This window comes from Georgfuchsia toluolica (assembly GCF_907163265.1).
Taxonomy (GTDB): Bacteria; Pseudomonadota; Gammaproteobacteria; order Burkholderiales; family Rhodocyclaceae; genus Georgfuchsia; species Georgfuchsia toluolica.
The window spans coordinates 111,132-130,154 of record NZ_CAJQUM010000001.1; the positions used below are offsets into that span (position 1 = coordinate 111,132).

Here is a 19,023-nt window from a genome sequence, read left to right on the forward strand (position 1 = left end):
AGTTGAAGCATAAATACCTACTTCTCGCAGCGCTGGCTATCCTCTCCTTGCCAGCGGTGGCCGATGTGCGGATCGGCGTGATCAACATGGAGCGCGTCATGCGCGACTCCGAGCCAGCGAAGAAAGCAGCAATCAAGCTGGAAAAGGAATTCAAGAAACGCAGCCAGGAACTCGACAAAGGCCGGGAACAGGCTCAGGCATTGCAGGAAGACCTGCAAAAAAATGGCGCCACCATGCCCGACTCGGTTCGTGCCGCCAAGAGCAAGGAGTTGTCCGATATGTCGCGCGACTTGCAACGCAAGCAGCGGGAGTACAACGAAGACCTGAATACGCGTCGCAACGAGGAACTCCAATCCTTTGTTGAGAGAACCAACAGCGTGATCCGCGCGATGGCTGAAAAGGAGAATTTTGACTTGATGATTATGCAGGAAATTATCTATGCCAGCCCGCGTATTGACATCACCGACAAGGTGATCAAGGCGCTGAGCGAACCTGCTCCAGCCAAATAAGCCCCGGCAAGCGCGACTGTGATCACCGTCACTCTCGCAGAGATCATCGCTCGTCTGGGCGGCGAGGTCAGGGGCAAGGACTCGACCCGGATCAGCCGTATCGCAACGCTGGAAAATGCAGGGCAGGAGACGATCGCATTTCTTTCCAATCCGAAATACCAGAAACAACTCAGTCAGACCCGCGCCTCGGCCGTCATTGTCGCGCCGGATTTCGCCGGGCAGAGCCCGGTTCCCTGCATCATTACGCCGCAGCCCTATCTTTACTTTGCACGCTTGGCGCAGTGGCTGAATCCGCCGCCGCGTCCGGCGCCAGGACTGCACCCGACAGCAAGCTCTGAATCCGTCGTGCCATCCTCGGTGTCGGTCGGGCCTGGCGCGCGTGTCGGTCGCGGCGTCAAACTGGGAACCAGCGTGATGATTGGCCCCGGATGCGTTATTGGCGATGGCGCCGAGATCGGTGACGATTGCATATTACATGCAGCCTGTACGTTCTATGCGGGTACCCGCATCGGACGACGCGCCATTGTCCATTCGGGCGCAGTTATTGGCGCCGACGGTTTCGGTTTTGCCCGCGAACAGGATGGCAGCTGGGTCAAGATTCCGCAAACCGGCGGGGTCTGGATCGGCGACGATGTCGAGATCGGCGCCAGCACCTGCATCGATCGCGGAGCGATCGAGGATACGGTGATCGAGGACGGCGTCAAGCTCGACAACCAGATCCAGATTGCCCACAATGTTCATATCGGCGCGCATACCGCAATTGCGGGTTGCACCGGCATTGCCGGTAGCGCCATCATCGGCAAGCGCTGCACCATTGCCGGCGCCTGCAATATCATCGGCCATATCGAGATCGCCGACGATGTAAATATCTTGGTGGCTTCGATAATCACCAAGTCCATATCCCGTCCCGGCACCTACGCCGGGGCGGTGCCCTCACAACCATACGCCGACTGGCTGCAAAACTACTCCCACCTGCGTCATTTGGACGGCATGGCGGATAAAATACGCCGTCTCGAAAAACGTCTTACTGAATTAGAGAAATCGAAATGACTACCATGGACATCCATCAGATTCTGGAACATCTGCCGCACCGCTATCCCTTCCTGCTGGTTGATCGCGTGCTCGACATCGTGCCTGGCGAGAAAATCCGCGTGCTCAAGAACGTCACCATGAACGAGCCCTTTTTTCCCGGTCACTACCCACATCATCCCGTAATGCCCGGGGTATTGATCATCGAAGCGCTGGCGCAGGCGGCGGCCCTTCTCTCGTTCAATACCATGGGCAGCAAGCCGGATGAAAATTCGGTGGTCTACTTTGTCGGGATCGATAATGCTCGATTCAAGAGTCCGGTGAGTCCTGGCGACCAATTGATTCTGGAAGTCTCGATCCTGCTCAGGAAGCGCGGTATCTGGAAGTTTGCCGCCAAGGCGTCGGTCGATGGACAGACCGCCGCGGAAGCCGAGCTGATGTGCACACTGCGAACCATAGAATGAGCGGTTTGAATTCCATTCATTCCACTGCAATTGTTCATCCCGCCGCCAGACTCGGTAGTGACGTAGCGGTTGGCGCCTATTCGATCGTGGGTGAACACGTCGAAATTGGCGACAACACATCGATCGGTCCTCATGTTGTGGTCGAAGGTCATACCCGCATCGGACGCGACAACCGGATTTTTCAGTTCTGTTCCATCGGCGCCGCGCCGCAGGACAAGAAATATGCTGGCGAACCGACACGCCTCGAAATCGGCGATCGCAATACGATCCGCGAATTCTGCACCTTCAATTGCGGCACCGCGCAGGATGTCGGAGTGACGCGCCTCGGTAATGACAATTGGATCATGGCCTACGTTCATCTGGCGCATGACTGCCAGGTCGGCGACAACACCATTTTTGCCAACAATGCCACGCTGGGCGGCCATGTGCACATTGGCGACTGGGCAATTCTTGGCGGTTTTGTGGGAGTGCACCAGTTCGGTCGCATCGGTGCGCATAGCTTCAATGGTTTTGGCAGCATGCTGACTCAGGATGTGCCGCCCTATGTCACGGTATCCGGCAACCCCGCCAGTCCGCATGGCATCAACAGCGAAGGGCTGAAGCGGCGTGGCTTTTCGCCGGAAACCATCGCGGCGATCAAGCGCGCCTACAAGACGCTTTACAAGTCCGGGCTCAGGCTTGAAGAGGCTCGTGCTGCAATCGAAGCTGAAGTATCCGCATATCCGGAGTTGTCCATTCTCGTCCAGTTCCTTGCCGAATCCGGGCGGGGCATCATTCGCTGAATGAAAGCGCCGCGAATTGCGCTGGTCGCTGGCGAGGCTTCCGGCGATTTGCTGGCGGCTCACCTGATCGCAGCACTCAAGCAGAAATTTCCGCAAGCTACATTTTGTGGCATCGGCGGGCCCAAGATGGAGGCCACCGGCTTCGAGGCCTGGTGGCCTGCCGAAAAGCTCGCCGTGCGGGGGTATGCTGAAGTACTGCGGCATTATCGCGAGATCGCCGCTATCCGTCGCAAGCTACTCAAGCACCTGCTCGACGACCCGCCCGATATCCTGATCGGCGTCGATGCGCCGGACTTCAACTTGTGGCTGGAGAAACGCGTCAAGGCGGCGGGCATTCCCGCCGTGCATTTCGTCGGTCCTTCGGTCTGGGCCTGGCGGCGCGGCCGCCTCAAGAAAATCGGCCGCTCGGTGTCGCGCATCCTCGCCCTGTTTCCTTTCGAGCCACCGCTTTACGAGCAGCACGGCATTCCCGTCAGCTATGTCGGGCACCCGCTGGCTGATGTAATCTCCTTGCAAATCACGAAGGAATCCGTGCGCGAGCGTCTCGGGGTAAAGGCCGGGCCTGTGTTTGCGCTGTTGCCCGGCAGCCGCCAGTCAGAGCTGGCCTATATGGCCGATACATTTATTGATACGGCAAAGCTGCTGCAGCGGCGATTTCCCCAAGCTGCCTTTCTGGTGCCGCTGGTGTCACGCGAGACACGCAACCAATTCGAGGAAGCCATGTGGCAGCGCGGCGCGCAGGAACTGCCATTCAAGCTGTTGTTCGGCCATGCGCAGGATGCGTTGGCGGCTTGCGACGTGGCCCTGGTCGCGAGCGGCACGGCGACGCTTGAAGCGGCGCTGATCAAGCGGCCGATGGTGATTGCCTACCGCATGTCGCGCTGGTCATGGCAACTGATGAAGCGCATGGGTTATCAGCCCTGGGTCGGCCTGCCCAACATTCTGGCCGGACGGTTTGTGGTGCCTGAATTCCTGCAGGATGAAGCGACGCCGGAAAATCTGGCGCAGGCCATGGGCAATCTGGTGAGCGAAAAGAAACTGGTGGCGGAAATCGAGCGGGTATTCGGCGACATTCATGTGCGCTTGCGCCAGGACACCGCGGCAAAGGCCGCCGTGGCCATTGCCGACACGCTGGAAAATGCGCGGGCCGACAGGATGGCCCGTGCATGAATTCTGCTCTTATCTGCGGTGTCGATGAAGCGGGGCGGGGACCGTTGGCCGGTGCCGTGTTCGCCGCCGCAGTCATTCTGGATCCTGCGGCGCCCATTGCCGGCCTGAAGGATTCCAAGCAGCTTAGCGAACGCAGGCGCGATCATTTGGCGGCCTTGATCCGCAAACAGGCGTTGGCCTGGAGTATCGCCGTCGCATCCATTGAGGAAATCGATACGCTGAATATTCATCACGCCACGCTATTGGCCATGCAGCGCGCTGTTGAAGGGCTGGCCATTGCTCCCGGCGAGGTGTTGGTCGACGGCTTGTATTGTCCCCCTGTAGCGTATGCAGCGCGCCCCATCGTCAAGGGCGATGCGCTGGTGGCCGAGATCTCGGCGGCGTCCATTCTGGCCAAGACCGCGCGCGATGTCGAAATGCGCCAACTCGATCAGCGCTTTCCGCAATACGGCTTCGCCCGGCATAAGGGCTATCCAACCAAAGCGCATATCGAGGCCTTGCGCCGCCATGGCGTCAGCAGCGTACATCGACGCAGCTATGCGCCGGTGGCGGAACTGATTGATCTAACGCGCATGGTTGTCAGCGCCACCCCTGAGCATGAAAGAGCGTAAAGGCGAATTGAACGCCCCCCGTTCCCGCTCCAAGGCGGGGCTATTGATTGGCTCGCTGCGCTCGATTTGCACGAGGAGCACCGTTTCTTGGTCGTGGTTAGTTTTCGCGACTATGCCGCTTGCCTGTTTTTCGCGCTAACATGAAATCGATCAGCTCGCGCGACAATCCCGCCTACAAAAAACTGCTCAGGCTGGCCGGGGATGCGCGGGAATGCCGCAAGCAGGGCCGCACCTTGATCGATGGCCCGCACCTGGTTGCCGCGTACCGCGCGCAGCTTGGACTGCCGGAACAGCTTCTGGTCAGCGAATCCGGCGCCAATCATCGCGAAATACAGGACTTGATCGATGCGCATGCCGGCAGTGATGTCGTGCTGCTGAAAGATCCGCTGTTCAAGGCTCTGAGCGGCGTCGATGCGCCGCTGGGTATCGCTGCCGTGATTCGCATCCCGCAGGAAACGCCCGCATTCACGGGCGGCAGTTGCGTGCTGCTCGATGCCATACAGGATGCCGGCAATGCCGGTTCCATCCTGCGCAGCAGTGCCGCAGCCGGCATCCGCGATATTTTTCTCGGTCCCGGCTGTGCCGGCGCATGGAGCCCGCGCGTGCTGCGCGCGGCGCAAGGCGCGCATTTTCGCCTGCGCATCCGCGAGTCGGCCGACCTTGGGCAGTTCCTGCGCGATTATCGGGGCAAGTCACTCGCGACCGTAGTCGGCGGCGGCGTTTCCATTTATGACATTAAATTGACAGGAGATATCGCCTGGATTTTCGGCAACGAGGGTTGCGGCGTCAGTCCGGTCCTGGCGGCGCTTGCCTCGCAACTCATCACCATTCCGCTGGCGACAGACATAGAGTCGTTAAACGTCGCGGCGGCAGCGGCCGTATGTTTGTTTGCAATAGCAAGAAATTAACAACCTGTGGGGGGGGGGAGTCATGGATATGCGTTTGGTAAAGTGGCCGGTCATCGCCTCGTGCCTCATTGCGGCGTTGCCGGCTTGCGCCGATGAGGGACTGGAGTCGGCGGATTTGCCCATCGTACTTACAGCGTCGCGCATGCGGCAGCCCCTGGCTGAAGCGCCGGCGGCTGTCACCGTTATTGATCGCGACATGATCGAGCATTCCGGCGTGCGTCAGATTGCCGATTTGCTGCGCTTTGTGCCGGGTACCGTGGTCGGCTACAACGACGGCAACTGGCCGGTTGTCACGTTGCGGGGGATGACGGGCACCTTTGCTTCCGGGGTACAGGTGCTGGTCGATGGCGTTTCCATTTATTCCCCGGTTTTCGGCGGCATGTTGTGGGCCGAGATACCGCTTTCGCTTGGCGACATCGAGCGCATCGAAGTCGTGCGCGGGCCCAATGCTGCCAGTTACGGCGCCAATTCCTTCCAGGGCGTGATAAACATCATCACCCGCGATCCGGTTGCCGAGAATGCTACCGAATTGCTGGCCAATATCGGCGGGCTGGGAATTCGCGACGAAACTCTCCGCTTTACTGCGGGGCAGGGTGGCTGGCGTTATCGCGCGACATTGGGGCAGCGCTCCGACGATGGCTTCGCCAGTCGTCCCGATTCGATGCGCCTGAGCTATGCGAACCTGAAAATGGACTACAGGGTCAGCGCGCGCGACAGCATCGGCATGTCATTGCGCGGCGCCGACAAGAACAAGCAAATCGGCGAATTTAATCCGATAGACCCGCAGAACCAGGCCCACCCCCAGACCGGTGGCAGTCTCGAATTCCAGACCCGCTGGAGCCATGCCGAATCCACCGACAACGAGTGGTGGGTTCAGTATTACCACCAGCAATTCAAGCAAAGCGATCATCTGTTGATGGATCTAAGGGCGCTTTATGCCCTGGTGCCGCCTTTGGCCCCGCTGGTGCCCTTTTTGCCGCCAGTACCCTTTGTGCTGGAACAGGATTATTCGACCTGGCGTGACGGCCTAGAATTGCAGTCGAATTCGCGCTGGTCCGAACATTTGCGTACGGTATGGGGAGCGGAGGTGCGCCGTGACGCAGCACGTTCGGGACGTTTGTTTGCCACCCATGAGGAGAAAACCCAATTCCTGACACGCGCTTTCGGCAATGTCGAATGGACTTTCGCCGATCAATGGATGTTGCACTCGGGCGCGATGTTTGAACACAACACGTTTGCCAGCAGCGGTTGGTCGCCGCGCGTTGCCTTGATCCATGAGATCGCGCCTGGACATTCGCTACGTGCCAGCGTCAGCAGCGCGCGGCGAACCCCCAGCATGTATGAAAAAATAAGCAACTACGGTTTCAGTTTCCCGCTGCCTCCGCTGCCGGGCCTCCCTGCCAGCATTTCATATCCCATTGTGGCGGATAGTGGCAAGGTGGACTCTGAACGGGTTCGCTCAGGAGAGCTTGGCTATGTGTTCAGCATTCCTGAAGCGGCGCTTGGCGGCGATGTGCGCTGGTTTTGCGATCGTTACACCGGCCTGATCTCGTTCCAGGGGCAGGTCAAGTTTGTCAAGGGCGGCGATGCGGTTAATCTGGACAAGGCCAAAACCACTGGCGTCGACCTGACCCTGCAATGGCAGCCGCTGACCGATACCCATGTTCGGCTCGCGGCGGCGCATACCGAAACCACCTCGGGCGATGATGGTAGCGAGTACAGTACCAGCGTGCCGCGCGACACGCTGTCCCTGCTGCTATCACATTCGTTCTTGGACGGATGGGAAGCGTCCGCCAATTACCAGCGTGTCAGTGCGATGTTCTGGATCGATTCCGGACAAAAGAAAAAGAGCATGCCCGCCATCGATCATTTGAATATAAGGCTTGCTAAACGCATAAATTTCGGCGAATATAGGGGGGAAATTGCCGGCGTCATGCAGAATGTCCTGAGTCATTATCGTGACTACTATTTGGGTAGTACGGCTGGAACACCGGACAATGTTGCACGGCGAGTTGCCTTTTTACAGGTAAAGATCATCCACTGAGTCCTGTTGTGCGCCAAGACTTCAGTTTTCCGGATTGTGCTTACAGCGGCGCCATCAGGAGCAACTGGAGGGCGGTGTTGCGTCAATACGGACATTGGTTGCTGCATGCGGTATTGGTAGCTTTGATTGGAACCGTCAGCACCGGCGCTTTGGCCGAAGAACTGACGGTTCGGCTGGTCGTTGGCAGCGATAGTGCGTTCGCCAGCGAGACGGCGAGCCGCCTGCAAAAACTGCTTGAACAGTCCGCACCCGGTATTGCACTGGAACGAGTGGATATTGCATCCCTGCCAGCCGCTTCATCGACGAGCTCGGCAAGTCTGGTGGTGACGCTGGGTGATGTGGCATGGCAAGCGGCCGCCGCCGTGTCCGCCCGGGATAGTCCGGTGCTGGCCCTGATGCCACGCCACCATGCCTATGAAGCATTGATGAAACGCTCGCCACGCAGTGCTTCGGCGCTTTTTCTCGAACAGCCGATTAACCGCATGCTGAATCTGGTTAGTCTGCTCAAGCCGCGCGACACAAGAGTGGGCGTTGTGCTTGGCCCGGCCACGCAGGGAATGGCATCCAGGTTGCAGGAGGCATCGGGCGAGCGCAAACAGCGATTGCGGCTGGAGACGGTCAGCGAGGAAGCCGCGGTGGGACGGGCATTGGCCCGTGTGATTCAGGATGCGAACATATTGGTTGCCATCCCCGATCCGGTAGTGCATACCGCCAATACCGTGCAATCCATTCTTTTGATGAGCTACCAGGCTGATATCCCGGTGATCGGTTATTCAGCTGCATATCAGCGTGCCGGTGCCATGGTGTCGATATATACAACCCCGGAGCAACTCTCCCGGCAAGCCGCGGAAACGATCATTGCCTGGCGCCAGGGCAAAGGTCTGCCACCAACCCAGGAGCCGAAATATTTCACTATAGGCATCAACACCACTGTGGCGCGTTCGCTCGGGATCGAATTGCCGGACGCCGTCACTCTGGAGCAGAAACTGCGCGTGATGAAGGAATGAGTTCTTTCAATCAAAAAGATGCCAGTGCCGCCTGAGGCGATGATGAATGCGTTGTAATTTATAGCCATTCGGCCATTCGGCGGTTAATCAAAGCCGATACAATAGGATTCCAACGCTTCCGTAAAAATAGCCGTCTTCATGAACCGCCGCCAACGTTTGTCACATTATTAATAGGGGGGAACATGCAATTTGAATGGTGGCAGTGGCTGGTCGGCGCTGTGGCGCTGGCGTTGCTTGAACTCGCCGTGCCTGCCTTTGTGCTGATCTGGTTTGCGCTGGGCGCATTGCTGGTGGCGCTGGCGATGCTCGTTCTGCCTTCGCTGACGCTGACAGCGCAACTTGCCATCTGGCTGGCTGCCTCATTGGCCATGGTTTATTCGTGGTTCAAGGTGTTCAAGCGAGGCTTCCATAAAACAAGGGTTGGTACCGCCGCTGCCAACGTGCTTGGCGAAATCGGGCTTCTGGCTCACGCGGTAGCGCCGTTCGAAAAAGGGGAAGTGCGGTTCCAGAAGCCGCTGCTCGGGGCGGAATCCTGGCCCTGCATAGCGGATAGCGCCATTGCCGCCGGCGAGCGCGTCAAGGTTATTGCGGTTGAGGGCAGCATGCTCAAAGTCGCCAAGGTCTGAACATAAAAGGGGAAATCATGGAAGCCGGATTTACTGTCATCGTTGCGCTGCTGATATTTGCCGTTGTCACTCTTGCCAAGGGGGTGCGCATCGTGCCGCAGGGCGAGGAATGGATTGTCGAACGCCTCGGCAAGTACCACGGCACGCTGCTGCCGGGCCTCAACATCATCCTTCCCTACCTGGATCGCATTGCCTACAAGCTGGTCACCAAGGACATCATTCTCGATGTGCAGGAGCAGGAAGTCATCACGCGCGACAACGCGGTGATCCTCACCAATGCCATCGCCTTCATCAAGGTGACCGACCCGATCAAGGCCGTCTATGGCGTCACCGATTTTTCCGAAGCGATCCGCAACATGATCATGACTACGTTGCGTTCGATCATCGGCGAAATGAGCCTGGACGAAGCCCTGACCAACCGCGACAAGATCAAGGCCCGCTTGCGCGAAAGCATCGCCGACGAAGCCATCGACTGGGGCCTTACCGTCAAGTCGGTGGAAATCCAGGATATCAAGCCATCGGAATCCATGCAGAAAGCCATGGAAGCTCAGGCCTCCGCCGAGCGCGAACGCAAGGCCATGGTGACCAAGGCTGAAGGTATCAAGCAATCAGCCATCCTGCAGTCAGAAGCCAGGCTCGAAGCGGCCCGGCGCGATGCCGAAGCGCAGGTGACGCTGGCCGAGGCGAGCGCTGAATCCATTCGTCGCGTCGCCAGTGCCATCGGCCAGCAGGATGCTCCAATGCGTTACATGCTCGGCGAGAAATATCTTGCCGCCATGGGCAAGCTGGCCGATTCGGCGAATGCCAAGACCATTGTGCTGCCTGCGGATTTGCAGGAGAGCATCAGGGGTATTTTAGGCAGGTCGCGCGAATGAGACTTAACGGAATTTTGTTGGACTGACTATTTGGCGCCGAGGATGATCGTATGGCGAAAGCGTGCCGGAGCATGGGAAAATATAACGGACCAGGCGACAATTACCCAGAAAATCAGCGATCTGGAGGCCTCATGGGTGATCATCAGGCCGTATAGTGCAAGCTTCACAATGACAGCCAGACCCGCAACTTCACGCAGGTGATCGGGATTTCTCCACAGATCAAGGATCAGTATCGCAACTCCTGAACAGGCGACGGCGACAGGAGCATTGAAGGCACCGGCCGGGGCACCGAGCATGCTGGCTCCCAGTGCGATCACCGCAGCTATATGGAGTCCGCGCAGAACGACGTGAGCCCAGCGCCGAATCCTGGAACCTCGAAACGATGTCATGGCTGGCAATGAGGTCCGGGCACGAACTTGACCATGTCGCCGACGCAAACCGTAACGCCGGCGGGTATCGCCGCAACGCCATCCGCCCACACGGCGGACGATATGATGGCCGAATCCTGCGTCGGATAAAGGTCCAGTCCGCCTTCGGCATTGCGCCGCACACGCACGAACTCCATGCGATTGCCCTTTACGCTGTAGCTGAAGTCGGCACGCAACGACTGGGGCGGAGACTCGATCATTGAATAGCCCTGACAACGACGCAAGAACGGCGCAACCAGCGTCAGCAGGCCGCACCACACGGAAACCGGGTTCCCCGGCAAGCCGATGAAGGCAGCTTCGCGACCGTTGTCGCGAACCGATCCGAAGGCGAGCGGCTTGCCGGGCTTGGATGCAATCTTCCAGACATCGATGCGTCCTTCGGCGCGAACGGCGGCAATGACGTGATCCTCGTCTCCTTCCGACATGCCGCCACTGGTAACAATGACATCGGCGCGCGCGGCCGCATTCCGCAGTGCTGCCTGAGTGGCTTCCCTGTTGTCAGGGATGATTCCGAGATCGAAGATATCCACGCCGATGTCTTCGAGAAATCCGCGCATGACATATCGATTGGAGTTGTAGATGTGGCCGGGAGGAAGCGGCTCGCCGGGCGTTGTGAGTTCAGAGCCGGTAAAGAAAATCGCGACACGCAAACGGCGGTACACGGTGACGTCGGCAATACCCACGGATGCGGCAAGGCCGAGCGCGGCGGCTGAAAGTCTGCTGCCCGCGGGCAGAATAATCTGGCCTGTTTTTATAGCTGAGCCAATCAGTCGAACATGATCGCCGGGAGAAGGCACGGTATTGATCGTCACGCTGTCGCCATCGGTCGTGCAAAACTCCTGCATCACCACAGTGTCTGCTCCGTCAGGTATCTGTGCTCCGGTGAAGATGCGGGCGGCACTTCCCTGCGGCAGCGGTTTTGCCGCGTCGCCGGCAGTCACGCGCTGGCTTACCGGCAATCGCGTGCCACTGAACGCCACATCGCTGGCACGCAGTGCGTATCCGTCCATGGCGGTATTGGAGAAGGGCGGGACGGTCATTGGCGACACCAGATCACGCGCCAAGGCGCGGCTGAAGGCTGCGGCGAGATCAATCTCCTCGGTTTCAGAAACGGGCGTCGATGAGGTGAGCAGAGCAGCCTTGGCGGCTTCGAAGGGCATTAAGCTCATAGAGAGTGAAATGAGAATGATCGATGGTGTGACTGACGGTCGAGATCATGCCACGAACGCTGGCCAATTGATGTGATCCTGACAATGACTGTTTCTTACTTGTGTGCTGCTGCCCAGGCGCGAACCGCATTGAGCGTGTTCTCAACATGTTTGTCGGGTGACATGGCGCTGTAGGCGTAGATGATCTTCCCGTCTGGTGTGATGACATAAGAAACACGGTTGGCCCAGCCGCTTTTCCAGGCCAGCACGGAATCATAGCTCTTGGTGATGCGTCCATCGGGGTCAGCGGCAACCGCAAATTTACTGCGGCATTCACTGACCGAGAACCTGTTGAGCGTGTCGATGTTGTCGGTGGAGATGCCGATCACCGTGGCGTGCTGTTCCTTGAATTTATCGACTGCCTCGGCGAAGTTGTGGGCTTCGATGGTGCAGCCGGAGGTGAATGCCGCAGGATAGAAATACAGTACCACCGGGCCTTGCTTGAGAGTCTCCGCCAGCGAGAAGCCAAATACCTTGCCGCCGAGGGAGGCTTGCGTCGTGAAGTCGGGCGCCATGTCGCCGGGCTTGAGCTCGGCAAATGCGTATGCCGGGAGGAGGGCGATCAGTGTAAGGAAGGCAAATAGTCGTTTCAATTTTGCTCCTTCGTCAAAAACAAATAAGACCGGTCGTCAGGCTTCAAGTTTCGCTGTCAGATGCGGAGCAATGGTTTGCACCAGTTGGGCAAAGACCTTGGGGGTACCACCGATGATATTGCCGGTGTTCATGTAATCATTCTCGCCGGAAAAATCGCCGACCAGGCCGCCAGCCTCGCTGATGAGCAGGGTGCCGGCCGCCATGTCCCACGGCGCAAGGCCGAGTTCCCAAAAGCCGTCGAGACGGCCGCAGGCGACGTAGGCGAGGTCGAGCGAGGCGGCGCCGGGGCGGCGCATGCCCCCGGTTTTTTTCGCGAGCTCCTTGAAGATGGCGAGGTAGGCATCGACATGGTCGAACACGCGATAGGGGAAGCCGGTACCGATCAGCGAGTCTTCGAGCTTGGCGCGTTTGGAAACGCGAATGCGTTTGTCGTTGAGAAAGGCGCCGCCGCCCTTGCTGGCGGTGAACAATTCATTGCGGTTGGGATCGAAGACAACGGCATGGGTCATGACGCCCTTGTGGGCGACGCCGATCGAAATTGCATACTGCGGAAAACCGTGAATGAAGTTGGTGGTGCCATCGAGCGGATCGATTATCCACTGGTAGTCCGATTTGCCCGCCGCGCCTGCTTGCGCCCCGCTTTCCTCTGCTAAGATCGAATGGTCGGGATAGGTGTCTCGAATGGTGGCGATGATTTCATCCTCCGCCGCGCGATCCACCTCGGTGACGTAATCGCTTTGTTGTTTGGTGCTGACCGTAAGCTGGCTGATGTCGCGGCTGGCGCGGCTGATGATCTTGCCCGCGTTGAGCGCGGCTTTTTTGGCGATATTCAGGGTGGGATGCATGGGGAAGGGGGAAGCAAACTGCGCCGGGGTCGGCCGAGGCCCGAATTCTATATGAAGCCACTACTGTGATCCCACCTTTGCCGCTCGAGCGCATTCGCGTTGTGCTCTCCCATCCCAGTCATCCGGGCAATATCGGCGCAGCGGCGCGCGCCATGAAAACCATGGGCCTGTCGCAACTGGTGCTGGTAAATCCACGCCGCTTTCCCGATCCACAGGCCGAAACGATGGCCGTTGGTGCTGATGACCTTCTGATCAATGCGCGAGTCGTCGATACCCTCTCCGCAGCCTTGAGCGGCACTCTGTTCGCGACTGCCATTACCGCTCGCCGCCGCGAACTGGCGGTGGAGCCGCTGTGGGCGCGCGAGGCAGCGGTGGAGCTGGTGAATGAGGCCGCCAGCGGCGATGTCGCACTCGTGTTTGGCAACGAGACTGCAGGGCTTTCCAACGACGAGGTGGCGCTATGTCGGCGCTGGGCCTCGATTCCGGCCCAGTCCGGCTACAGCTCGCTCAACCTGGCGCAGGCGGTGCAGGTAATGTGCTACGAACTGCGCATGGCGGCGCTCGACCCAGGTTCGCCGCCACCGATAGCCGATGCCGGCCAGCCAGCCAGTCATGACGATGTGGAGGGCTTGCTGGCGCATATCGAACGCACTGCCATCGAGACCGGCTATCTGAATCCGGCCCATCCCAAGCGCTTTCCGCTGCGTATGCGGCGCCTGCTGGCCCGTGCACGCATTGAGCAGGAGGAAATCAGCATGCTGCGCGGCATGCTGACGGCCATTGCAAAACTGACGAAAAAGGTTGACTGATATGCGTGGTTTTTTTACAGTCAAAGACCTTATTAATTGAGGGAAATATTTGTGTTCTCACATTTGCGCGAAGATCTCGCCTGCGTATTCCAGCGTGACCCTGCTGCCCGTACCACTTGGGAGGTTATCACCTGCTATCCGGGTTTTCATGCGCTGACGCTGCACCGGTTCTCGCACTGGTTGTGGGGGTTGCGTTTGCGCTGGCTGGGGCGTTTTGTTTCGCATTTCACGCGCTGGCTTACCGGCATCGAGATACATCCCGGCGCGAGCATCGGTCACCGCGTGTTCATTGACCACGGCATGGGTGTGGTGATCGGTGAGACCGCCGTGATCGGCGACGACTGCACGCTCTACCATGGCGTCACGCTGGGCGGGACTTCCTGGAACAAGGGCAAGCGCCATCCCACGCTGCAACAAGGCGTTGTCATCGGTGCCGGGGCGAAGGTTCTTGGTCCGATTGTCATCGGCGCCGGTGCGAAAATAGGGTCAAATGCGGTAGTCGTCCGAGACGTAAAACCCGGCGCGACGGCTGTCGGCATTCCGGCCCGGGTGATCGAGTCGGTAAAGGATCAGGTTCGCGAGGACAAGGCGGAAAAACTCGGTTTCTCGGCTTATGCGGTCACCCGTAACGAGGACGACCCGCTGGCACAGGCTATTCATGGCCTGCTGGATCATGCGGTCGAAACCGACCGCCGTATTGAACGTCTGCTGCACTACATCGAGCGTGCCGGCGTTTCGGTCGAGGATGATATGGCGACCGCAAACAAGTTCGATCCGAATTACCTCTCAAAAATAGTTGACTAAGTTAGTCGGGAACTTATACACTTATAATCGTCCTATCAACTATGACTCAGTTGTAACTGAGTTACCAAGCGAGGTGTGCTATGAGATTGACAACCAAAGGCCGTTTTGCCGTAAGTGCCATACTGGATCTGGCCATGCATCAACAAGAAGGCCCGGTGACGCTCGCCGGGATAAGCGAGCGGCAGCATATATCCCTATCCTATCTCGAACAATTGTTCGGCAAGCTGCGCCGCCACAATCTGGTGACCAGCGTGCGTGGTCCGGGTGGCGGTTATTGTCTGGGGCGCGAATCCGCAGAAATTTCGGTCAGCGATATCATTCGCGCCGTGGATGAGGTGCTCGGCTGTGATGAGGCCAATTGCCGCGAAGAATATGTCTGTATTACCCACAAGCTCTGGTCAAAATTGACCAATCACATGTACGAATACCTTGACAGTGTATCGCTGGCGGATCTGGTCAAGGAGCAGTATCCGGATGCCGTGACGGTGCTGCATGACCAGCGGCCGGCGCGCAGACCAGCCAAACGCAGCGAGGTAATGGCAGCCGCCTGAAATCATGTTCGCTCCGGTCTATCTCGATCACAACGCGACAACGCCCGTACACCCCAGGGTGCTCGACGCCATGTTGCCGTGGTTTTCCGAGCGCCCCGGCAATGCATCGAGCCGCCACGAGTATGGCCGTGCCGCGCGCAAGGCGCTCGACGAGGCACGGCAGCGCGTCGCGACCGCGGCGGGTGCGCATCCAACGGAAGTGGTATTCACCAGCGGTGGTTCCGAAGCCAGCAATCTCTTCATCAAGGGCGCCGCGGCCTGCTTCAAACCCGGTTTGATCGCGGTGTCTTCGGTGGAGCATCCCAGTGTGCGCGAACCCGCTCTGGCGCTTGGCCGGCAAGGGTGGAAGGTGCATCAGATCGCTGTCGACGCAGAGGGACGCGTCCGCCGCGACGATTATGCCCAGATGCTGCGGGACCAGCCGCTGTTGATTTCGGTCATGCTGGCCAACAACGAGACCGGCGTAGTGCAGGATGTCGCCGATCTCGCGGCGCAGGCAATGATGACGCATGCATGGTTTCACAGCGATGCGGTACAGGCCTTCGGCAAGATGCCGGTGAACTTCCGCGATCTGAATGAGCATGGCGTGCATGCACTGACGATTTCTTCGCACAAGATTCGCGGTCCAAAGGGCGCCGCAGCGCTGATTCTCGACAAGCACGTCGAGTTGCGGCCGCTGATCTCGGGCGGGGGCCACGAACGCGGCCTGCGCTCGGGCACCGAGAATGTGCCCGCCATCGTTGGTTTCGGCATGGCATGCGAAATCGCGGTGCAGGACATTGAATTGAAAGCGGCACGCTTGCGTGCCCTGCGCGATGAACTCGAAGCTGGTCTTTTTGCGCAGGGCGCCACCATTTTTTCGCAAGCTGCGGAACGCCTGCCGAATACGACTTATTTTGCGTTCAGCGACATCGATGGCGACACGCTGGTGGGCAAGCTCGATCGTGCCGGCTTTGCCATCGCAAGCGGGGCAGCCTGCTCCAGCGCCAATCCGGAGCCATCGCATGTCCTGCTGGCGATGCAGGTCGCGCCGGAACTGGCGCGTGGCGCGGTACGCGTGAGTCTGGGAGCGGACACGACAGCAGCACAGGTGCGTGGCTTCCTGGCGGCGCTGCAACATACCCTTTTTCAATTGAAACGACTGACAGCCGTGGCTGTCTGATGCAACAGGAGACATAGATGCTCAAGTTCCCGATCTATCTCGACTATTCCGCGACGACTCCGGTCGACCCGCGGGTGGCCGCAAAGATGATTCCTTATTTGACCGAACATTTCGGCAATCCTGCTTCGCGTTCCCATTCCTACGGCTGGGAGGCGGAGAAGGCAGTGGAAGAGGCGCGCGAACAGGTCGCGGCGCTGGTTGGTGCGGATGCAAAGGACATTATCTGGACATCGGGCGCTACCGAGTCGAACAATCTTGCCATCAAGGGTGCGGCGAATTTCTACGGTCCGAGCAAGGGCAAGCACATCATCACCGTGTCCACCGAGCACAAGGCAGTGCTGGATACGGTGAAGGAACTCGAACGCAAGGGCTTCGAGGCGACTTATCTCGAACCGCAGGAAAACGGCCTGATTACGGTTGAACAGTTCCAGCAGGCACTGCGTCCCGACACTGTGCTCGCCTCGGTGATGGCGGTGAACAATGAGATCGGCGTGATCCAGCCGTTTGCCGAACTGGGTGAAATCTGCCGCGAGAAAGGCGTCATTTTCCACGTCGATGCGGCGCAGGCTACCGGCAAGATGCCGATCGACCTCAAGACCTTGAAGGTGGACCTGATGTCCTTCTCTGCGCACAAAACCTATGGTCCCAAGGGTATCGGCGCTCTGTATGTGCGGAGAAAGCCCAGAATCAGACTCGAAGCGCAGATGCACGGCGGCGGTCATGAGCGCGGCCTGCGTTCGGGTACGCTGGCCACGCACCAGATTGTCGGCATGGGCGAAGCCTTCCGCCTTGCGCGTGAGGAAATGGCGATCGAAAACGAGCGCATCCGCATGCTGCGTGACAAGCTGTTGAGCGGCCTGCTGGATATTGAGGAAACCTATGTCAATGGCGACCTTGAACAGCGCGTGCCGCACAACCTCAATATCAGCTTCAACTTCGTCGAGGGCGAATCGCTGATCATGGCGATCAAGGATATTGCCGTGTCGTCGGGGTCGGCCTGCACCTCGGCTTCGCTCGAACCCTCGTATGTGTTGCGCGCGCTGGGTCGTTCCGACGAACTGGCGCACAGTTCTATCCGCTTTACCATCGGCCGCTTCACGACGGAGGAAGAGATCGACTACGCGGTCAAGCTGTTACACGCCAAGCTGAACAAACTGCGCGAATTGTCGCCGTTGTGGGAAATGTTCAAGGACGGCGTCGACTTGAATTCAGTGCAGTGGGCAGCACATTGATTATTCAGTGAGGAGTGAGGAGATGGGAGTGAGAAGTAAACCCTGCCGCGCGCAGCGCACTGATGTCGACTCCTCTCTCATCACTCCTTGCTCCTCCCTTTAAGGAGACAAACATGTCTTACAGTACAAAAGTCATTGATCACTACGAGAATCCGCGCAATGTCGGTTCCTTTGCCAAGGATGAAGATGGCGTTGCCACCGGCATGGTCGGCGCGCCGGCTTGCGGCGATGTAATGAAGCTGCAGATCAAGGTTGGCAAGGACGGCATTATTGAGGATGCCAAATTCAAGACTTACGGCTGCGGTTCGGCGATCGCTTCGTCGTCGCTGGTCACCGAGTGGGTCAAGGGCAAGACCGTCGATCAGGCGCTCGACATCAAGAATACCCAGATCGCGGAAGAACTCGCCTTGCCGCCGGTGAAGATTCATTGTTCCATTCTTGCCGAGGATGCGATCAAGGCGGCTGTTGCCGATTACAAAAAGAGGCAGACCAAATAATGATTACATTGACCGAACAGGCGGCCAGTCATGTCTCGAAATTCATTGCCAAGCGCGGCAAGGGGATCGGCCTGCGCCTCGGCGTCAAAACCTCAGGCTGCTCCGGCATGGCTTACAAGCTTGAATTCGCCGACGATGCAAATCCCGAGGATATCGTGTACGAAAGTCATGGCCTCAAGGTGTTGATTGATCCGAAGAGCCTGCCTTATCTGGATGGCACCGAGCTCGATTACACCAAGGAAGGTTTGAAGGAAGGCTTCAAGTTCAATAATCCGAACGTCCAGGATGCGTGCGGCTGCGGCGAGAGCTTCAAGGTCTGAGATGACAGGCGCGGCTCAGGATTATTTCGTGCTGTTTGAACTGCCGCGCCGGTTTGCGATTGATGGCAGCGAACTGGAACGCCGCTATCGTGAGTTGCAGTCGAAAGTGCATCCTGACAAGCATGCACATCTTGGTGATAGCGAGCGGCGTCTTGCCATGGAGTGGGCAACAGAGGCGAACGCGGCATTCAAGACGCTCAAAGATCCTTTGCAGCGCGCTGTTTATCTGCTGCATCTCGCCGGTCAGGATGTAGCGTTTGAAAACAATACGTCGATGCCGTCGGGCTTTTTGATCGAACAGATGGAACTGCGCGAAGCAGTTGCCGATGCGCGTGCTGCAGGAGAAGAATCAGCCCTGGAAAGATTGCGCGCCGATCTCAAGTCGCGCATGACAGCGCAGTATGCGTCCCTTGGCACGATGCTGGATGAGCACAAGGATTACGCTGCCGCTGCCGACATGGCACGGCGCTTGATGTTTCAGGAAAAACTTTTGCAGGAAATCGACGATGCTCAGGAAGCTATCGAGGCATAAGCAATTCGGCCACTGA

23 protein-coding genes are annotated in these 19,023 nt (G+C 58.5%); 19 read left to right on the plus strand and 4 right to left on the minus strand.

The genetic code is table 11. The features are described 5' to 3' along the window. Window positions 1–2: 2 nt before the first annotated feature. The 11 genes from K5E80_RS00560 (at window position 3) to K5E80_RS00610 (ending at window position 10,025) form a co-directional block, all read left to right on the plus strand. On the plus strand, window positions 3–509 hold the full coding sequence (locus K5E80_RS00560) for an OmpH/Skp family outer membrane protein (RefSeq protein ID WP_246590809.1): 507 nt from the start codon (window positions 3–5) through the stop codon (window positions 507–509). A gap of 18 nt (window positions 510–527) precedes the next feature. Continuing rightward, window positions 528–1,559: a UDP-3-O-(3-hydroxymyristoyl)glucosamine N-acyltransferase gene (gene lpxD / locus K5E80_RS00565; protein WP_343213216.1), complete on the plus strand. Its 1,032-nt coding sequence runs from the start codon at window positions 528–530 to the stop codon at window positions 1,557–1,559. A 5-nt stretch (window positions 1,560–1,564) separates the two neighbouring features. Then, the gene (gene fabZ / locus K5E80_RS00570; protein WP_220637177.1) at window positions 1,565–2,002 is read left to right on the plus strand and encodes a 3-hydroxyacyl-ACP dehydratase FabZ; all 438 of its coding nucleotides are present in this window, start codon (window positions 1,565–1,567) and stop codon (window positions 2,000–2,002) included. Window positions 2,003–2,007: 5 nt separating this feature from the next. After that, window positions 2,008–2,784, plus strand: a complete 777-nt coding sequence (gene lpxA / locus K5E80_RS00575) for an acyl-ACP--UDP-N-acetylglucosamine O-acyltransferase (protein ID WP_220637179.1) — start codon at window positions 2,008–2,010, stop codon at window positions 2,782–2,784. Further along, the gene (gene lpxB, locus K5E80_RS00580; protein WP_220634325.1) at window positions 2,785–3,954 is read left to right on the plus strand and encodes a lipid-A-disaccharide synthase; all 1,170 of its coding nucleotides are present in this window, start codon (window positions 2,785–2,787) and stop codon (window positions 3,952–3,954) included. Continuing rightward, entirely contained in the window at window positions 3,951–4,565 is a 615-nt protein-coding gene (gene rnhB / locus K5E80_RS00585) for a ribonuclease HII (RefSeq protein WP_220634326.1), read from the plus strand. The genes lpxB and rnhB overlap by 4 nt, the downstream gene beginning before the upstream one ends. A 140-nt stretch (window positions 4,566–4,705) precedes the next feature. Continuing rightward, the gene (locus K5E80_RS00590) at window positions 4,706–5,473 is read left to right on the plus strand and encodes a TrmH family RNA methyltransferase (RefSeq protein WP_220634327.1); all 768 of its coding nucleotides are present in this window, start codon (window positions 4,706–4,708) and stop codon (window positions 5,471–5,473) included. Between the two features lie 22 nt (window positions 5,474–5,495). Next, window positions 5,496–7,517 (plus strand): TonB-dependent receptor plug domain-containing protein, encoded by a 2,022-nt coding sequence (locus K5E80_RS00595; RefSeq protein WP_220634328.1) that lies wholly within the window; start codon window positions 5,496–5,498, stop codon window positions 7,515–7,517. 8 nt (window positions 7,518–7,525) lie between these two features. Further along, window positions 7,526–8,524 carry an ABC transporter substrate-binding protein gene (locus K5E80_RS00600; protein WP_220634329.1) on the plus strand — a complete coding sequence of 333 codons (999 nt, stop codon included), beginning with the start codon at window positions 7,526–7,528 and terminating at the stop codon, window positions 8,522–8,524. Between the two features lie 182 nt (window positions 8,525–8,706). Next, entirely contained in the window at window positions 8,707–9,150 is a 444-nt protein-coding gene (locus tag K5E80_RS00605) for an NfeD family protein (RefSeq protein WP_220634330.1), read from the plus strand. Between the two features lie 17 nt (window positions 9,151–9,167). After that, window positions 9,168–10,025, plus strand: coding sequence for an SPFH domain-containing protein (locus K5E80_RS00610; protein ID WP_220634331.1), 858 nt, complete (start codon window positions 9,168–9,170; stop codon window positions 10,023–10,025). Window positions 10,026–10,051: 26 nt separating this feature from the next. Here K5E80_RS00610 and K5E80_RS00615 read toward each other — a convergent pair whose 3' ends face one another. The 4 genes from K5E80_RS00615 to K5E80_RS00630 all read right to left on the minus strand — a co-directional run bounded on the left by K5E80_RS00615 (window position 10,052) and on the right by K5E80_RS00630 (window position 13,100). Continuing rightward, entirely contained in the window at window positions 10,052–10,414 is a 363-nt protein-coding gene (locus K5E80_RS00615) for a hypothetical protein (RefSeq protein WP_220634332.1), read from the minus strand. Continuing rightward, window positions 10,411–11,613: a molybdopterin molybdotransferase MoeA gene (locus K5E80_RS00620; protein ID WP_246590810.1), complete on the minus strand. Its 1,203-nt coding sequence runs from the start codon at window positions 11,611–11,613 to the stop codon at window positions 10,411–10,413. Before K5E80_RS00620 ends, K5E80_RS00615 begins: the two co-directional genes overlap by 4 nt. Before the next feature lie 104 nt (window positions 11,614–11,717). Next, a complete protein-coding gene (locus K5E80_RS00625; RefSeq protein ID WP_246590811.1) occupies window positions 11,718–12,254 on the minus strand; it encodes a peroxiredoxin in 537 nt (178 codons plus the stop codon). A gap of 36 nt (window positions 12,255–12,290) precedes the next feature. Further along, window positions 12,291–13,100 (minus strand): inositol monophosphatase family protein, encoded by an 810-nt coding sequence (locus K5E80_RS00630; RefSeq protein ID WP_220634334.1) that lies wholly within the window; start codon window positions 13,098–13,100, stop codon window positions 12,291–12,293. Between the two features lie 65 nt (window positions 13,101–13,165). Here K5E80_RS00630 and K5E80_RS00635 point away from each other — a divergent pair, with 65 nt between their 5' ends. The 8 genes from K5E80_RS00635 to hscB all read left to right on the plus strand — a co-directional run bounded on the left by K5E80_RS00635 (window position 13,166) and on the right by hscB (window position 19,007). Beyond that, complete coding sequence (locus K5E80_RS00635; RefSeq protein WP_220634335.1) at window positions 13,166–13,909, plus strand: RNA methyltransferase; 744 nt, start codon at window positions 13,166–13,168, stop codon at window positions 13,907–13,909. 51 nt (window positions 13,910–13,960) lie between these two features. Beyond that, window positions 13,961–14,713, plus strand: coding sequence for a serine O-acetyltransferase (cysE, locus tag K5E80_RS00640; RefSeq protein WP_220634336.1), 753 nt, complete (start codon window positions 13,961–13,963; stop codon window positions 14,711–14,713). A gap of 80 nt (window positions 14,714–14,793) precedes the next feature. Further along, window positions 14,794–15,264: an Rrf2 family transcriptional regulator gene (locus K5E80_RS00645; protein WP_220634337.1), complete on the plus strand. Its 471-nt coding sequence runs from the start codon at window positions 14,794–14,796 to the stop codon at window positions 15,262–15,264. A gap of 4 nt (window positions 15,265–15,268) precedes the next feature. Continuing rightward, a complete protein-coding gene (locus tag K5E80_RS00650) occupies window positions 15,269–16,426 on the plus strand; it encodes a cysteine desulfurase family protein (RefSeq protein ID WP_220634338.1) in 1,158 nt (385 codons plus the stop codon). A gap of 17 nt (window positions 16,427–16,443) precedes the next feature. Continuing rightward, complete coding sequence (locus tag K5E80_RS00655) at window positions 16,444–17,658, plus strand: IscS subfamily cysteine desulfurase (protein WP_220634339.1); 1,215 nt, start codon at window positions 16,444–16,446, stop codon at window positions 17,656–17,658. Window positions 17,659–17,771: 113 nt separating this feature from the next. Continuing rightward, window positions 17,772–18,155 carry a Fe-S cluster assembly scaffold IscU gene (gene iscU / locus K5E80_RS00660; protein ID WP_220634340.1) on the plus strand — a complete coding sequence of 128 codons (384 nt, stop codon included), beginning with the start codon at window positions 17,772–17,774 and terminating at the stop codon, window positions 18,153–18,155. Beyond that, window positions 18,152–18,475 carry an iron-sulfur cluster assembly protein IscA gene (iscA, locus tag K5E80_RS00665; protein ID WP_220637181.1) on the plus strand — a complete coding sequence of 108 codons (324 nt, stop codon included), beginning with the start codon at window positions 18,152–18,154 and terminating at the stop codon, window positions 18,473–18,475. Before iscU ends, iscA begins: the two co-directional genes overlap by 4 nt. 1 nt (window position 18,476) lies before the next feature. Continuing rightward, window positions 18,477–19,007: a Fe-S protein assembly co-chaperone HscB gene (gene hscB / locus K5E80_RS00670; protein ID WP_220634341.1), complete on the plus strand. Its 531-nt coding sequence runs from the start codon at window positions 18,477–18,479 to the stop codon at window positions 19,005–19,007. Window positions 19,008–19,023: the final 16 nt, after the last annotated feature.